We start from the raw sequence: 15,985 nt of genomic DNA, 5'->3' as shown, positions 1-15,985 counted from the left end.
CGCCGGTCTCGGCCAGCACCTTCGTGATCGCCGCGGTCAGCGACGTCTTGCCGTGGTCGACGTGGCCGATCGTGCCAATGTTGCAGTGCGGCTTGTTCCGCTCGAACTTTGCCTTCGCCATGGTGTGCTCTCTCCGTCTCTTTGTCGTTCCAGCGGTTTCAGGCCATCCTGGCGCGGATGGACTCCGCGATGGCCTGCGGCACCGGCTCGTAGTGGTCGAACTGCATCGTGTACTGCGCGCGCCCCTGGCTCATGGAGCGCAGGGTGTTCACATAACCGAACATGTTGGCCAATGGCACCATGGCCGAGATCGCGTTGGCGTTGCCACGCCGGTCCATGGCCGTGACCTGTCCGCGGCGGCTGTTCAGGTCACCGATGACGTCGCCCATGTATTCCTCGGGCGTGACGACCTCAACCCTCATGATCGGCTCCAGCAGCGCCGGAGCGCCCTTCTGGACGCCTTCGCGGAAGGCGGCGCGGGTTGCGATCTCGAAAGCGAGCACCGACGAGTCGACGTCGTGATAGGCGCCGTCCACCAACGCAACCTTCAGGTCTATCACCGGGAATCCGGCGATCACGCCGCTGTTCAGCGACGCTTCCAGGCCCTTCTGAACGCCGGGCAGGTATTCCTTGGGCACTGCGCCGCCGGTGATCTTGTTCTCGAAGGCGAAGCCTGAGCCGGTCGGTTGCGGCTCAAACGCAAGCTTGACGCGGGCGAACTGCCCGGTGCCGCCCGTCTGCTTCTTGTGGGTGTGGTCGACCTCGGCGGTTTTGGTGATGGTCTCGCGGTAGGCGACCTGTGGGGCGCCGACATTCGCGTCAACCTTGAACTCGCGCTTCATGCGGTCGACGATGATCTCAAGGTGCAGTTCGCCCATGCCCTTGATGATCGTCTGGCCGCTCTCGTGGTCCGTGGTCACGCGGAAGGACGGGTCCTCCTGCGCAAGCCGCGACAGCGCGATGCTCATCTTCTCCTGGTCGGCCTGGGATTTCGGCTCGACGGCCACCTCGATGACCGGCTCCGGGAATTCCATCCGCTCCAGCACGATGGGCTTGGCGGAATCGCACAGCGTATCGCCGGTGGTGGTGCTCTTCAGCGCGGTGAAGGCGACGATGTCGCCCGCGTGGGCCTCGTCGATCTCTTCGCGGCTGTTGGCGTGCATCAGCAGCATGCGGCCGATGCGTTCCTTCTGGTCCTTGCCAGGGTTCAGCACGGCGCTGCCGGCGGCTACAGTCCCGGAATAGACGCGCACGAAGGTCAGCGACCCGACGAAGGGATCGTTCATGATCTTGAAGGCGAGCGCGGAGAAGGGCGCGGAGTCGCTGGGTTCGCGCTCGTCCGGTTCGCTGCTGTCGACCTTGTGGCCTTTGACCGCGCCAATGTCCACGGGCGCGGGCAGGTAGTCGACGACGGCGTCCAGCATCGGCTGCACGCCCTTGTTCTTGAAGGCGGAACCGCACAGCACCGGCACGAACTTCAGCCCGATGGTGCCCTTGCGGATGCAAGCCTTCAGCGTATCGACCGAAGGGTCCTCCCCGGTGCTGAGATACGCTTCCATCGCCGCATCGTCGAGTTCGACGGCGCTGTCGATGAGCGCCTGGCGGTATTCACGCGCCTGCTCGATCAGCTCTTCGGGGATGTCGGTGTGATAGAATTCGGCGCCCAGCGTCTCTTCTTTCCAGACGATGGCGCGCATGGTGACCAGATCGACGACACCCACGAAAGTGGACTCGGATCCGATCGGCAGTTGGAGCACAAGCGGGTGGGCGCCCAGCCGCTCCTTCATCATGTCGACGCAGCGGAAGAAGCTCGCGCCGACACGGTCCATCTTGTTGACGAAACACATGCGGGGCACGCCGTACTTGTCGGCCTGCCGCCACACGGTTTCGGACTGGGGCTCCACCCCCGCCACGGAGTCGAACACCGCAACGGCGCCATCGAGCACGCGCAGGCTGCGTTCGACTTCGATGGTGAAGTCGACATGGCCCGGCGTGTCGATGATGTTGATGCGGTGATCGCGCCAGAAGCAGGTCGTGGCCGCCGACGTGATCGTGATGCCCCGTTCCTGCTCCTGCTCCATCCAGTCCATGACCGCGGTGCCCTCGTGCACCTCGCCGATCTTGTACGACTTTCCAGTGTAGTACAGGATCCGTTCGGTGGTCGTGGTCTTCCCGGCATCGATGTGGGCCATGATGCCGATGTTGCGGTAACGGTCCAGTGGGTGGGAACGGGGCATGACAAGCACCTGGGTCGGTGGGTGCCTTACCAGCGGTAGTGCGAGAACGCCTTGTTGGCTTCCGCCATACGATGGGTGTCCTCGCGCTTCTTCACGGCGGTGCCGCGCTGGTTGGCAGCATCCAGCAGCTCACCCGACAGACGCTCGGTCATGGTGTTTTCCGAGCGGGCGCGGGCGGCGCCGATCAGCCAGCGGATGGCCAGGGCCTGGGCGCGGTCCGAACGGACCTCGACCGGAACCTGGTAAGTGGCGCCACCGACGCGGCGCGAGCGCACTTCGAGGTGCGGCTTCACGTTCGCGAGGGCGTCGTGGAAGACCTGAACGGCGTCGTTCTTGGTCTTGACCTCGATGCGGCCCAGGGCGCCATAGACGATGCGCTCGGCGGCGGACTTCTTGCCGTCCAGCATCAGGCAGTTCATGAACTTGGTCAGGACGCGGTCGCCATACTTGGCGTCCGGCAGGACCTCACGCTTCTCGGCGCGACGACGACGGGACATCGTGAATACTCCTTACTTCGGACGCTTCGCGCCGTACTTCGAACGACGCTGCTTACGATCCTTCACGCCCTGGGTATCGAGCGTGCCGCGGATGATGTGGTAACGGACACCGGGAAGATCCTTCACACGGCCGCCGCGGATCATGACCACCGAGTGCTCCTGGAGGTTATGGCCCTCACCGGGGATGTAGGAGGTCACCTCGAAGCCGTTGGTCAGGCGAACGCGGGCGACCTTACGGAGCGCCGAGTTCGGCTTCTTCGGGGTCGTCGTATACACGCGGGTGCAGACGCCACGCTTCTGCGGGCACGCCTCCATCGCGGGAACCTTGTTGCGCGCGGCCAAGGGCTCGCGCGGCTTACGGATCAACTGGTTGATCGTCGGCATATCTGCCCTTCATCCCTTCAGGTCACTCGGCCGGCAAAGCCGGTCGATTCTGGTCTGTCGCCCGGCGGAGCCGGACGACCTTGATTACCGTCCGGCGGAGCCGGACGATGCAAAAGCCCGCCAGCGAAACCCAACAGGCTTCGAGCGGGCCCAATGATCGAACGCCGTCAGACAGAACTGCGCGGCTATGTCGCTTGGGTTCAAGCGGACCCCGGAAATGGACGCATGCGCACCCACGGCGGTCCTATTGAAGTTCGCGGACTATATGGGGCGCCCCCTGCCCCGTCAAGCGCGCAAATGACGGTTTGGGGTACCGTAAACGCTCGTTTTGCGAGTCTCGAACCAGGATTGCCCAAAGAGAAAGGGCGCGCTCCATCCGGAACGCGCCCCCTCCCCTACCCTTGAGCCTGCAACCGTCAGGCCGCCGTGCTCTCGCCCGGCTGCGGCAGGGCCGGAGCCTCGGCCTCGCCACCCTCGGCGATGGCCGCTTCGCGATCCCGCTCGGCGGCGATCTGCTTCAGGCGGTTGACGACGGAGCCCGTGCCGGCCGGGATCAGGCGGCCGACGATGACGTTCTCCTTCAGTCCCTCCAGGTTGTCGGTCTTGCCCGACACCGCCGCTTCCGTGAGGACGCGGGTGGTTTCCTGGAACGACGCCGCGGAGATGAAGGACCGGGTCTGCAGCGAGGCCTTGGTGATGCCCTGCAGGACCGGGTGGCCGCTGGCAGGCTTCAGGCCCTCGCCGACGGTCTTCTCGTTCTCCTCGTCGAACTCCTGCCGGTCGACCTGCTCGCCCACCAGGAAGGTGGTCTCGCCGGCGTCTGTGATCTCGACCTTCTGCAGCATCTGGCGGACGATCACCTCGATGTGCTTGTCGTTGATCTTCACGCCCTGCAGTCGATAGACGTCCTGGATTTCGTTGATGAGGTAGTTGGCCAGGGCCTCCACACCCATCACCGACAGGATGTCGTGCGGGACGGGGTTGCCGTCCATCAGCAGGTCGCCGCGCTGGACATAGTCACCCTCCTGCACGGAGATATGCTTGCCCTTCGGGATCAGATACTCGCGCTCATCCCCCGTCTCGTCGTTGCGGACGACGATGCGGCGCTTGGTCTTGTAGTCCTTGCCGAACTCCACGCGGCCGTCGAGGTCCGAGATGATCGCGAAGTCCTTCGGACGACGCGCCTCGAACAGCTCGGCCACGCGCGGCAGACCGCCCGTGATGTCGCGGGTCTTGGACGACTCGCGGGGGATACGGGCCAGCACGTCACCGGCCTTCACATGGGCGCCGTTCTCCACCGAGAGGATCGCGTCCACCGACATGAAGTAGCGGGCTTCCAGACCGTTGGCGAGCGTGATGATCTCGCCGCGCTCGTCACGCAGCGTGATGCGCGGCTTCAGATCCGCACCACGCGGCTGCTGGCGCCAGTCGACGACCACCTTCGAGGAGATGCCCGTCGCCTCGTCCATCACCTCGCGCATGGAGATGCCTTCCACGAGGTCGACGTAGTGGGCGGTACCGTCGCGCTCCGTGATGATCGGCAGGGTGTAGGGGTCCCACTCGGCCAGCTTGTGGCCGCGCTCGACCTTGGTGCCCTCGTCGGCCAGCAGCTTCGCGCCGTACGGAACGCGGTGGCGCGCCCGCTCGCGGCCCTGCTCGTCCAGCAGGATCACTTCGGTGTTGCGGCCCATGACCACCGGGATGTTGGACGAGTTGATGACGACGTTGCGGTTGTTGATCCGCACCGTGGCATCGAACGCCGCCTCCACCTGGCTCTGCTCCGCACCGCGCTGCGCCGCGCCACCGATGTGGAACGTGCGCATCGTCAGCTGCGTGCCCGGCTCGCCGATCGACTGGGCGGCGATGACGCCGACCGCCTCGCCGACGTTCACCAGCGTGCCGCGGGCCAGATCGCGGCCGTAGCACTTGGCGCACACGCCGTCCTTGGTCTCGCAGGTCAGGACCGAGCGGATCATGACGCTGTCGATGCCGGAACGCTCGATGCGGTCCACCGTGGCCTCGTCGATCAGGCCGGCGTTCGGCACGATCAGCTCGCCGTTCAGCGGGTCGATCAGGTCGCCCACGACCGTGCGGCCGAGGATGCGATCGCCCAGCGGGGAGATGACCTCGCCGCCGTCGATGACCGCCTTGACGGTGATGCCCTTGTCGGTGCCGCAGTCGTTCTCGACGATGATGGCGTCCTGCGCCACGTCGACGAGACGGCGGGTCAGGTAACCGGAGTTCGCCGTCTTCAAGGCGGTGTCGGCCAGACCCTTGCGGGCGCCGTGGGTGGAGTTGAAGTACTCCAGCACGGTCAGGCCTTCCTTGAAGTTCGAGATGATCGGCGTCTCGATGATCTCACCCGACGGCTTGGCCATCAGGCCGCGCATGCCCGCCAACTGGCGGATCTGGGCGGCGGAGCCACGCGCACCGGAGTGGGCCATCATGTAGACCGAGTTCACCGGCTTGCCGGGCGCCGTGTCGGAGATGACCTTCATCATCTCGGTGGCGACCTTTTCCGTGCACTCCGACCACACGTCGACGACCTTGTTGTACTTCTCGCCCTGGGTGATCAGGCCGTCGAGGTACTGCTGCTCGAACTCCTTGACGCGCTCCTTGCTGTCGTTGACCAGCTTCTTCTTCGCCTCGGGGATGACCATGTCATCCTTGCCGAAGGAGATGCCGGCGCGGCAGGCGTGGCCGAAGCCCAGCTTCATCAGGCGGTCGGCAAAGATCACCGTTTCCTTCTGGCCGCAATGGCGGTAGACGGCGTCGATGACGTTGCCGACGTCCTTCTTGGTCAGCAGGCGGTTGATCAGCGAGAAGGGCACGGCCGGATTGCGCGGCAGGATCTCGGACAGCAGCATGCGGCCCGGGGTCGTCTCCACGATGGTGGTGACCGGGTTGCCCTCGCTGTCGACGCCGTTGTAGCGGGCCTTCACCTTGGCGTGCAGCGTCACGACCTTGGCGTCCAGCGCCTGCTCGATCTCGCCGACGTTGGCGAAGGTCATGCCCTCGCCCTTCTCGCCGGGCCGCTCCATCGTGATGTAGTAGAGACCCAGAACGATGTCCTGGGACGGCACGATGATCGGCTTGCCGTTGGCGGGCGACAGGATGTTGTTGGTCGACATCATCAGAACGCGCGCTTCCAGCTGGGCCTCAAGGCTCAGCGGGACGTGCACGGCCATCTGGTCGCCGTCGAAGTCCGCGTTGAAGGCGGTGCAGACCAGCGGGTGAAGCTGGATGGCCTTGCCTTCGATCAGCGTCGGCTCGAAGGCCTGGATGCCCAGGCGGTGGAGCGTCGGCGCGCGGTTCAGCATCACCGGATGCTCGCGGATGACCTCTTCCAGGATGTCCCAGACCTCGGGACGCTCCTTTTCCACCATGCGCTTGGCGGCCTTGATGGTCGAGGCGAGGCCGTACAGCTCCAGCTTGGCGTAGATGAAGGGCTTGAACAGCTCCAGCGCCATCTTCTTCGGCAGGCCGCACTGGTGCAGCTTCAGCTCCGGGCCGACCACGATGACCGAACGGCCCGAGTAGTCGACGCGCTTGCCGAGCAGGTTCTGACGGAAGCGGCCCTGCTTGCCCTTCAGCATGTCGGACAGCGACTTCAGCGGACGCTTGTTGGCGCCGGTGATGACGCGGCCGCGGCGGCCGTTGTCGAACAGGGCGTCGACGGCCTCCTGCAGCATGCGCTTCTCGTTGCGCACGATGATGTCCGGCGCCTTCAGTTCGATCAGCCGCTTCAGACGGTTGTTGCGGTTGATGACGCGGCGGTACAGGTCGTTCAGGTCAGAGGTCGCGAAACGGCCGCCGTCCAGCGGGACGAGCGGACGCAGTTCCGGCGGGATCACCGGAATGACTTCCAGGATCATCCATTCCGGGCGCGACTGCGAGGACAGGAAGGCGTCGATCAGCTTCAGCCGCTTCACGAGCTTCTTGCGCTTGGCTTCGGACGAGGTGTCGCGCAGCTCCTCACGGCAGGTCTTCTTCTCGTCCTCCATGTCGAGCGCCGACAGCATGATGCGCAGCGCCTCGGCACCGATGGAGGCGGTGAAGGCGTCCTCGCCATACTCGTCCTGGGCGGAGACGAACTCTTCCTCGCTGAGGAGCTGGTGCAGCTTCAGCGGGGTCAGGCCCGGCTCGATGACGACGTAGTTTTCAAAATAGAGGATGCGCTCCAGATCCTTGAGCGTCATGTCGAGCAGCAGGCCGATGCGGCTCGGCAGCGACTTCAGGAACCAGATGTGCGCGACCGGCGAGGCCAGCTCGATGTGGCCCATGCGCTCGCGCCGGACCTTCGACAGCGTGACTTCGACGCCGCACTTCTCGCAGATGATGCCGCGGTACTTCATGCGCTTGTACTTGCCGCACAAGCACTCGTAATCCTTGATCGGGCCGAAGATGCGGGCGCAGAACAGGCCGTCGCGCTCAGGCTTGAAAGTGCGATAGTTGATGGTTTCCGGCTTCTTGATCTCGCCGAACGACCAGGACCGGATCCGCTCGGGGCTCGCGATCTGGATGCGGATCTGATCGAAGCTCTGGGGACCCTGGACCTGGCCGAAAATGTTCATCAACTCGTTCATGACCGTCTCCCGCTGGCAGCGCCGCGTTGTCGGTTAAGGGCAGTTCTCGCCGGAAGGGGCCAACATGGCCCGCGTTCCGGCGAGTTCAAGTCTGTGTGGCTCAGTACGTCCGCTGGTTCAGCTCGACGTTGAGGCCCAGGGAGCGCAGCTCCTTGACCAGAACGTTGAAGGACTCAGGGATGCCCGCCTCGAAGTTGTCGTCGCCGCGGACGATGGCTTCGTAGACCTTGGTGCGGCCGGACACGTCGTCCGACTTGACCGTGAGCATTTCCTGCAGCGTGTAGGCCGCGCCGTAGGCTTCGAGCGCCCACACCTCCATCTCACCGAAGCGCTGGCCGCCGAACTGGGCCTTGCCGCCGAGCGGCTGCTGGGTGACCAGCGAGTACGGACCGATCGAACGCGCGTGGATCTTGTCGTCCACGAGGTGGTGCAGCTTCAGCATGTAGATGTAGCCGACGGTCACCTTGCGGTCGAACGCCTCGCCCGTGCGGCCGTCGATCAGCGTGACCTGACCGGACCGGTCGAGACCCGCCTTCTCCAGCTGCTGGCAGATGTCCTCCTCGCGGGCGCCGTCGAAGACCGGCGTTGCGAAGGGCACGCCCTTGCGCAGGTTGCCGCCCAGCTCCAGCAGCTCGGCCTCCGTCATGTCGGCGATCTGCTCGTTGTAGATCTTCTCGCCGTAGGAGGCCTTCAGCGTCTCGCGCAGGCCGTCGACGGTCCGGGCGGCGTCGCCCTTGCCCTTCATGGCCAGACGATACTGGTCGATGGCGCGCCCGATCTGCTTGCCGAGGCCCGCCGAGGCCCAGCCAAGATGCGTCTCCAGGATCTGACCGATGTTCATGCGCGACGGCACGCCCAGCGGGTTCAGAACCAGATCGACGGGCTGGCCGTCTTCCAGGTACGGCATGTCCTCCTGCGGGAGGATGCGCGACACGACACCCTTGTTGCCGTGACGGCCGGCCATCTTGTCGCCCGGCTGCAGCTTGCGCTTCACCGCGACGAAGACCTTGACCATCTTCATCACGCCCGGCGGCAGCTCGTCGCCGCGCTGCAGCTTCTCGACCTTGTTCTCGAAGCGGTTCTGCAGCGCCTGGATGCTGTCGTCGAAGACCTTGCCGAGGTTCTCCACCGTCTCCATGACCTGCTCGTCGGCCACGGAGATCTGGCGCCACTGGCCCTTGGTCAGGTTGCCCAGCTCGGCGTCGGTGATGACGGTGCCGGCCTTCATGCCCTTCGGGCCGGACTGCGCGGTCTGGCCGAGCAGCACTTCCTTCAGGCGGGTGTAGAAGCTGCGCTCCAGGATCGCGCGCTCGTCGTCGCGGTCCTTGGCCAGCTTCTCGATCTCCGCCCGCTCGATGGCGAGCGCGCGCTCGTCCTTGTCGACGCCGCGGCGGCTGAAGACGCGCACTTCCACGACGGTGCCGGCGACGCCCGGCGGCAGGCGCAGCGAGGTGTCGCGGACGTCCGACGCCTTCTCGCCGAAGATGGCGCGCAGCAGCTTCTCTTCCGGCGTCATCGGGCTTTCGCCCTTCGGCGTGACCTTGCCGACCAGGATATCGCCCGGACGGACCTCGGCGCCGATGTAGACGATGCCGGCCTCGTCGAGGTTCTTCAGAGCTTCCTCACCCACGTTCGGAATGTCGCGGGTGATTTCCTCCTGGCCCAGCTTGGTGTCGCGGGCCATGACCTCGAACTCCTCGATGTGGATCGAGGTGAAGACGTCGTCCTTGACGATGCGCTCGTTGATGAGGATCGAGTCCTCGAAGTTGTAGCCGTTCCACGGCATGAACGCGACGAGCACGTTCCGGCCGAGCGCCAGCTCGCCCAGCTCCGTCGACGGGCCGTCGGCGATGATGTCGCCGGCCGCCACCCGGTCGCCCACCTTCACCAGCGGACGCTGGGTGATGCAGGTGTTCTGGTTGGAACGCTGGAACTTCAGCAGGTTGTAGATGTCGACGCCCGGCGCCGTGCTGTCCGACGCGTCGGTCGCGCGGACCACGATGCGGGTGGCGTCGATCTGGTCGACGATGCCCTTGCGCTTGGCGACGATGGTCACGCCGCTGTCGCGGGCGACCGTGGCCTCCATGCCCGTGCCGACCAGCGGCGCATCGGCCTTGACCAGCGGCACCGCCTGACGCTGCATGTTCGAGCCCATCAGCGCGCGGTTCGCGTCGTCGTTCTCAAGGAACGGGATCAGCGCCGCGGCGACGGACACCAGCTGCTTCGGCGACACGTCGATCAGGTCGATGGCTTCGGGGCGGAACATCAGGTACTCGCCGCCCTGCCGGCACGACACGAGGTCGGCGGCGAAGCGGTTGTCCGCGTCCAGCTCGGCGTTGGCCTGCGCGACGACGTAGCGGCCCTCCTCCATGGCGGAGAGGTAGACCACCTCGTCGGTGACACGGCCGTCCACGACCTTGCGGTACGGGCTCTCGATGAAGCCGTACTGGTTGACGCGGGCGTAGGTGGCGAGCGAGTTGATCAGACCAATGTTCGGACCTTCGGGGGTCTCAATCGGGCAGATGCGGCCGTAATGGGTCGGGTGCACGTCGCGCACCTCGAAGCCGGCGCGCTCGCGGGTCAGACCGCCCGGGCCGAGGGCTGAGAGACGACGCTTGTGCGTGATCTCGGACAGCGGGTTGGTCTGGTCCATGAACTGCGACAGCTGCGAGGAGCCGAAGAACTCGCGCACCGCGGCCGCCGCCGGCTTGGCGTTGATCAGGTCGTGCGGCATGACCGTGTCGATCTCGACCGAGCTCATGCGCTCGCGGATCGCGCGCTCCATGCGCAGCAGGCCAACGCGGTACTGGTTCTCCATCAGCTCGCCGACCGAACGGACGCGGCGGTTGCCGAGGTGGTCGATGTCGTCGATTTCGCCGCGGCCGTCCTTCAGGTTCACCAGGACCTTCAGGATCGACAGGATGTCGTCCTTGCGCAGGACGCGCATGGAGTCGTCGGTCTTGAAGCCGAGGCGCGAGTTCATCTTCACGCGGCCCACGGCCGACAGGTCGTAGCGCTCGCTGTCGAAGAACAGGCCGGCGAACAGGGCCTCGGCCGACTCCAGGGTCGGCGGCTCGCCCGGGCGCATCACGCGGTAGATGTCGATCAGCGCGTCTTCGCGGGACGCGTTGCGGTCGGCGGCCATCGTGTTGCGGATGTAGGCGCCGACGTTGAGGTGGTCGATCGCCAGCACCGGCAGTTCGTCGACGCCGGCCTTCTCCAGCTTGTCGAGGTCGCTCGCCGACAATTCGTCACCGGCTTCGAACAGGACTTCGCCCGTGCGCTCGTTGATGATGTCGACGGCGAGATAGCGCCCGGTCAGCTCCTCGGTGGAGACGAGCTGCTCGGTCAGGCCGGCCTCGACCAGCTTCTTGATCAGGCGCGGGGTCATCTTCGCGCCGGCCTCGGCGACGACCTGGCCGGAGGCCGCGTCGACGAGGTCGGAGGCGATCTTGACGCCCTTCATGCGGTCGGCGTTGAACGGGGTCTTCCAGCCGCCCGACGCGCGCGTGTAGGTGATGGTGTCGTAGAAGAAGTTGAGGATCTCCTCCTTCGACATGCCCTGCGCCTCATAGGGCAGCAGGTCCTTCTTCTGCGCACGGCGCTCGGCGCGCAGCGCCTGGGTGTCCGCGCCGTCCAGGGCGAACAGCAGCGTGGTGGCCGGCAGCTTGCGGCGTCGGTCGATGCGCACGTACACGAGGTCCTTGGCGTCGAACTCGAAGTCCAGCCAGGAGCCGCGGTAGGGGATGACGCGGGCGGCGAAGAGATACTTGCCCGACGAGTGGGTCTTGCCCTTGTCGTGGTCGAAGAACACACCCGGCGACCGGTGCATCTGGGAGACGATGACGCGTTCGGTGCCGTTGATGATGAAGGTGCCGTTGGCCGTCATCAGGGGCATGTCGCCCATGTAGACGTCCTGCTCCTTGATGTCGCGGATCGAGCGAAGGCCCGTGTCCTCTTCCACGTCGAAGACGGAGAGGCGCAGCGTCACCTTCAGCGGCGCGGCGAAGGTCATGCCGCGCTGCTGGCACTCCTCCACGTCGTACTTCGGCGGCTCAAGCTCGTACTTCACGAAGTCGAGGACGGCGCGGTCCGAGAAGTCCTTGATCGGGAACACCGACCGGAACACCTCCTGAAGGCCGAGGTTGGCCCGCTTCTCCGGCGGGACATCCATCTGCAGGAAGTGGTCGTAGGAGCTGCGCTGAACCTCGATGAGGTTGGGCATCTGGGTGACTTCCGGGATGCGCCCGAAGCTCTTCCGAACACGCTTTCGACCCGTAAAGGATTTGGCCATGGATGTCCCCAAACGTCTGTATCGTGAATACGCTCGACCGGAGTACGCTCGACCTGGTGCGCTTGGCCGGGGTGCGGCGGCGATCGCGCGACCCGCCCCCTAGATAGGGACGGAAAGAGCCGGACCGGGAAGCCCGGTCCGGTGGAAGGCAGAAAACGCCGTGCGGCGGCAGGCCCCTTCAGGGACCAGCCGCCGTCCGGCGTGGATATGTGGTATCCGTCGCAGCAAGACGGTCTTACTTAATATCGACCTTCGCGCCGGCCTCTTCAAGCTGCTTCTTGATCTTGCCGGCCTCGTCCTTCGACACGCCTTCCTTGACGGGCTTCGGGGCGCCTTCGACCAGGTCCTTGGCTTCCTTCAGGCCCAGGCCGGTGATGGCGCGGACTTCCTTAATCACGTTGATCTTCTTGTCGCCGGCGTCGGCGAGGATCACCGTGAACTCGGTCTGCTCTTCGACCGGGGCGGCAGCGGCGGCCGGGCCGGCGGCGGCGGCAACGGCCACCGGAGCGGCGGCGGAAACGCCCCACTTCTCTTCCAGCAGCTTCGACAGCTCGGCGGCCTCGATGACGGTCAGGGCCGAGAGATCGTCGACCAGCTTCTGCAGATCAGCCATTTTGATGCTCCAACAACTCGAATTTCTGGGATGGGTAGATTGGTAGGCTTAAGCGGCTCAGGCCGCCTCGTCCTTCTTCGCGTAGGCCGCCAGAACGCGGGCGACCTGGCCGCCCGGCGCCTGGAGAACGCCGGCGATGCGGGTCGCCGGGGTCTGGATCATGCCCACGAGCTTGGCGCGCAGTTCGTCCAGCGACGGGAGCGTGGCGAGCGCCTTGACTCCCTCCGCGTTGAGGACCTGGTTGCCGAGAGCGGCACCGACGATCTGCAGCTTTTCGTTGGACTTGGCGTAGTCGGCCACCACCTTGGCGGCCGCGACGGGATCCTTCGAATAGGCAATCGCGGTCGGTCCCTTGAAGAGACCGTCCAGACCTTCGAACTGCGTGCCCTGAAGGGCGCGGCGGGCGAGCCGGTTCTTCGTCACCTTGAAGCCAGCGCCCGCGGCCCGCATCTTGCCACGCAGGTCGGTGACTTCCGCCACCGTCAGGCCGAGGTGATGGGTCACCACCACCAGGCCCGTGTCCTGCAGCTTCGAATGCAGGTCCGCGATCGTCGCTTCTTTTTGTGTACGATCCACGGATCGCCTCCTTGCACAGAGGTTTAACAGAGGCCCCTTCCCTGTCGGGTCGGAGCCCCGGCGAACCTGTCCCAGAAGTTCGAGCCGTTCCTTGTCGGGGTCGCCCCCGCGTGGTTAACGGTTCAACTCCCGTCTGCGCTGGCTGGTATTACGCGTCGGCCTCTTGCGAAGGCGTCGGCACCAGCGGTCTCGGACAGGGTGGGCACCCCCGCAGGGGCACCCGATCACCGCCGGCCCTCCGAGGAGAACCGGCGGCGAAACTCACACCACTCAGGCCTGGGCCAGGGTGGCGATGTCGAGCTTCAGGCCCGGGCCCATCGTCGAAGAGAGGGAGACCTTCTCGATGTACTGGCCCTTGGCGCCGGTCGGCTTGGCACGGCTGATCGCGTCGACGAAGGCGCGGATGTTCTGGACCAGCGCCTCTTCCGAGAAGCTGGCCTTGCCCACGCCAGCGTGCACGATGCCGGTCTTCTCAGCGCGGAACTCCACGGCGCCGGCCTTGGCGGCCTTGACGGCGCCGGCGACGTCCGGGGTCACGGTGCCGAGCTTCGGGTTCGGCATCAGGCCGCGCGGGCCGAGCACCTTGCCGAGCTTGCCGACGACGCCCATCATGTCCGGGGACGCGATGCAACGGTCGAAGTCGATGTTGCCGGCCAGGATCTTCTCGGCCAGATCGTCACCACCGACAATGTCGGCGCCGGCGGCCAGCGCCTCGTCGGCCTTCGGGCCCGGACGGACGAACACGGCCACGCGCACGGTCTTGCCGGTGCCGTTCGGCAGGTTCACGACGCCGCGGACCATCTGGTCGGCGTGACGCGGGTCGATGCCCAGGTTCATGGCGATTTCGATGGTCTCATCGAACTTCGCCTTGGGCAGCCCCTTCAGCAGGGTGACGGCGTCCTCCAGCTTGTAGAACGCGTCGCGGTCGACCTTCTTGTAGCTGTCGGTCAGTCGCTTGCCGAGCTTCGCCATGGGATCAGCCCTCCACCACTTCGAGGCCCATCGAGCGGGCCGAGCCGGCGATCATGCGCGCGGCGGCCTCGACGTCGTGGGCGTTCAGATCGGCCATCTTCTTGGTGGCGATCTCACGGACCTGGGTCATCGTCACCTTGCCGGCGAAACCACCCTTGCCGGTGGTCTGCGAACCCTTGTCGATGTTCGCAGCCTTCTTGAGGAAGTAGCTGACCGGCGGGGTCTTGGTGACGAAGGTGAAGGTGCGGTCGCCGTAGGCGGTGATGACCACCGGGATCGGCATGCCGACTTCGAGATCTGCGGTCTTGGCGTTGAACGCCTTGCAGAACTCCATGATGTTCAGACCGCGCTGACCGAGCGCCGGACCGATGGGCGGCGACGGATTCGCCTTGCCGGCCGGAACCTGCAGCTTGATGTAACCGACGATTTTCTTTGCCATGTCACAACCTCCAAATACGACGCCACGATAGCCTTATGCGGCGTCGCGGGGTTCTGCGGTGCGGCTATGGCGGGCCTTCCGCAGCAGAAAGGAGCAACTGATTCGCGATCAGTTGCTCCGGGAAAACTCGATGTGTCAGACCTTCTCGACCTGGGTGTATTCCAGCTCGACCGGGGTGGAACGGCCGAAGATCGACACCGCCACCTTGAGGCGGGCCTTCTCCTCGTCGACTTCCTCGACGATGCCGTTGAAGGAGGTGAAGGGGCCGTCGCTCACACGCACCTGCTCGCCCACCTCGAAGGTGATCGAGGGCTTGGGGCGCTCAAAGCCTTCCTGCACCTGATGGATGATCCGTTCGGCTTCGCGCTGGCTGATCGGCTGCGGCTTGCCGCCGCCGCCCAGGAAGCCGGTCACCTTCGGCGTGTTCTTCACGAGATGCCAGGACTCGTCCGTCAGATCCATCTTGATCAGGACGTAGCCGGGGAAGAACTTCCGCTCGGTGTTGATCTTGGAACCCCGGCGCACTTCGACCACTTCCTCGGTCGGGACCAGGATTTCCTCGAACTTGTCTTCAAGCCCCTTCTGAGCCGCCTTCTCGCGGATCGATTGGGAAACCTTCTTTTCGAAGCCCGAATACACGTGAACGACGTACCAGCGCGCGGCCATATTCGTCAGGCCCCCAGCCCAAGGATCATTCGGACGGAGAACGCCAGCACCTGGTCCACGACGAGGAAGAAGAGTGCCGCCACCACCACCATGACGAACACCATGGCGGTCGTCACGCCGGTCTCCTTGCGGGTCGGCCAAGTCACCTTGGCCACCTCGCGGCGGACCTCGCGCGCGAATTCTGCGGGATTCACTTTAGCCATCGTAGACCGTGCGAGCTCCGGTGCGACTTTCAGGGCGCTGCTAACTGCCCTTTATTGATTGGGACGGATGGCAGGAGTGGAGGGGCTCGAACCCCCAGCCCCCGGTTTTGGAGACCGGTGCTCTACCAATTGAGCTACACTCCTAGCGCCGTCCAGCTCTACCCCCGATGGGGAGCGGAGCTTATAGCGCATAGTCGCTTGACATGCTAGCCCTTTCACCGGACTTCCATCTGAATTTTCAGGGCGTCCGATTTTCAGGGGCAGCCTGTCGAGGCAAAAACTCCGCCGCCGACCCTTGCGGACCGGCGGCGGAGCCCTGCGATCACATTACTTGATGATCGAGGCGACGACGCCGGCGCCGACCGTACGACCACCCTCGCGGATGGCGAAGCGCAGGCCCTCGTCCATGGCGATCGGAGCGATCAGCTCGACTTCCATGGAGATGTTGTCGCCCGGCATGACCATCTCGGTGCCTTCCGGCAGCTTCACCATGCCCGTCACGTCCGTGGTGCGGAAGT

13 protein-coding genes and 1 tRNA gene are annotated in these 15,985 nt (G+C 65.2%); all 14 read right to left on the bottom strand.

Going from position 1 to position 15,985, the window contains the following annotated elements; genetic code table 11:
* On the bottom strand, positions 1-121 hold a 121-nt coding region (locus ACSVC7_RS31770), incomplete at its 3' end, for a GTP-binding protein (RefSeq protein WP_483509101.1).
* A gap of 37 nt (positions 122-158) precedes the next feature.
* Complete coding sequence (fusA, locus tag ACSVC7_RS31765; protein ID WP_448208523.1) at positions 159-2,237, bottom strand: elongation factor G; 2,079 nt, start codon at positions 2,235-2,237, stop codon at positions 159-161.
* 26 nt (positions 2,238-2,263) lie between these two features.
* On the bottom strand, positions 2,264-2,734 hold the full coding sequence (gene rpsG, locus ACSVC7_RS31760; protein ID WP_448208524.1) for a 30S ribosomal protein S7: 471 nt from the start codon (positions 2,732-2,734) through the stop codon (positions 2,264-2,266).
* 12 nt (positions 2,735-2,746) lie between these two features.
* On the bottom strand, positions 2,747-3,118 hold the full coding sequence (gene rpsL / locus ACSVC7_RS31755; protein ID WP_012973201.1) for a 30S ribosomal protein S12: 372 nt from the start codon (positions 3,116-3,118) through the stop codon (positions 2,747-2,749).
* Between the two features lie 416 nt (positions 3,119-3,534).
* The gene (rpoC, locus tag ACSVC7_RS31750; protein ID WP_448208525.1) at positions 3,535-7,704 is read right to left on the bottom strand and encodes a DNA-directed RNA polymerase subunit beta'; all 4,170 of its coding nucleotides are present in this window, start codon (positions 7,702-7,704) and stop codon (positions 3,535-3,537) included.
* Between the two features lie 100 nt (positions 7,705-7,804).
* Positions 7,805-11,998: a DNA-directed RNA polymerase subunit beta gene (gene rpoB, locus ACSVC7_RS31745; protein WP_448208526.1), complete on the bottom strand. Its 4,194-nt coding sequence runs from the start codon at positions 11,996-11,998 to the stop codon at positions 7,805-7,807.
* A 235-nt stretch (positions 11,999-12,233) separates the two neighbouring features.
* Positions 12,234-12,611, bottom strand: coding sequence for a 50S ribosomal protein L7/L12 (gene rplL, locus ACSVC7_RS31740; RefSeq protein ID WP_448208527.1), 378 nt, complete (start codon positions 12,609-12,611; stop codon positions 12,234-12,236).
* 57 nt (positions 12,612-12,668) lie between these two features.
* Positions 12,669-13,187: a 50S ribosomal protein L10 gene (gene rplJ, locus ACSVC7_RS31735; protein ID WP_448208528.1), complete on the bottom strand. Its 519-nt coding sequence runs from the start codon at positions 13,185-13,187 to the stop codon at positions 12,669-12,671.
* A gap of 270 nt (positions 13,188-13,457) precedes the next feature.
* Positions 13,458-14,159, bottom strand: coding sequence for a 50S ribosomal protein L1 (gene rplA / locus ACSVC7_RS31730; protein WP_448208529.1), 702 nt, complete (start codon positions 14,157-14,159; stop codon positions 13,458-13,460).
* 4 nt (positions 14,160-14,163) lie between these two features.
* Positions 14,164-14,598: a 50S ribosomal protein L11 gene (gene rplK / locus ACSVC7_RS31725; RefSeq protein WP_448208530.1), complete on the bottom strand. Its 435-nt coding sequence runs from the start codon at positions 14,596-14,598 to the stop codon at positions 14,164-14,166.
* A gap of 135 nt (positions 14,599-14,733) precedes the next feature.
* Positions 14,734-15,264 (bottom strand): transcription termination/antitermination protein NusG, encoded by a 531-nt coding sequence (nusG, locus tag ACSVC7_RS31720; protein ID WP_448208531.1) that lies wholly within the window; start codon positions 15,262-15,264, stop codon positions 14,734-14,736.
* A 5-nt stretch (positions 15,265-15,269) separates the two neighbouring features.
* Positions 15,270-15,467, bottom strand: a complete 198-nt coding sequence (secE, locus tag ACSVC7_RS31715) for a preprotein translocase subunit SecE (protein WP_448208532.1) — start codon at positions 15,465-15,467, stop codon at positions 15,270-15,272.
* 68 nt (positions 15,468-15,535) lie between these two features.
* Positions 15,536-15,611 (bottom strand) — tRNA-Trp (locus ACSVC7_RS31710).
* 183 nt (positions 15,612-15,794) lie between these two features.
* The coding region (locus tag ACSVC7_RS31705; RefSeq protein WP_483508876.1) for an EF-Tu C-terminal domain-related protein at positions 15,795-15,985 on the bottom strand (191 nt) is incomplete at its 5' end.

Source organism: Azospirillum mesophilum (genome assembly GCF_053470405.2).
The sequence above is the reverse complement of the archived record's forward strand: the minus strand, read 5'-3'. Positions and strand labels throughout refer to the sequence as shown.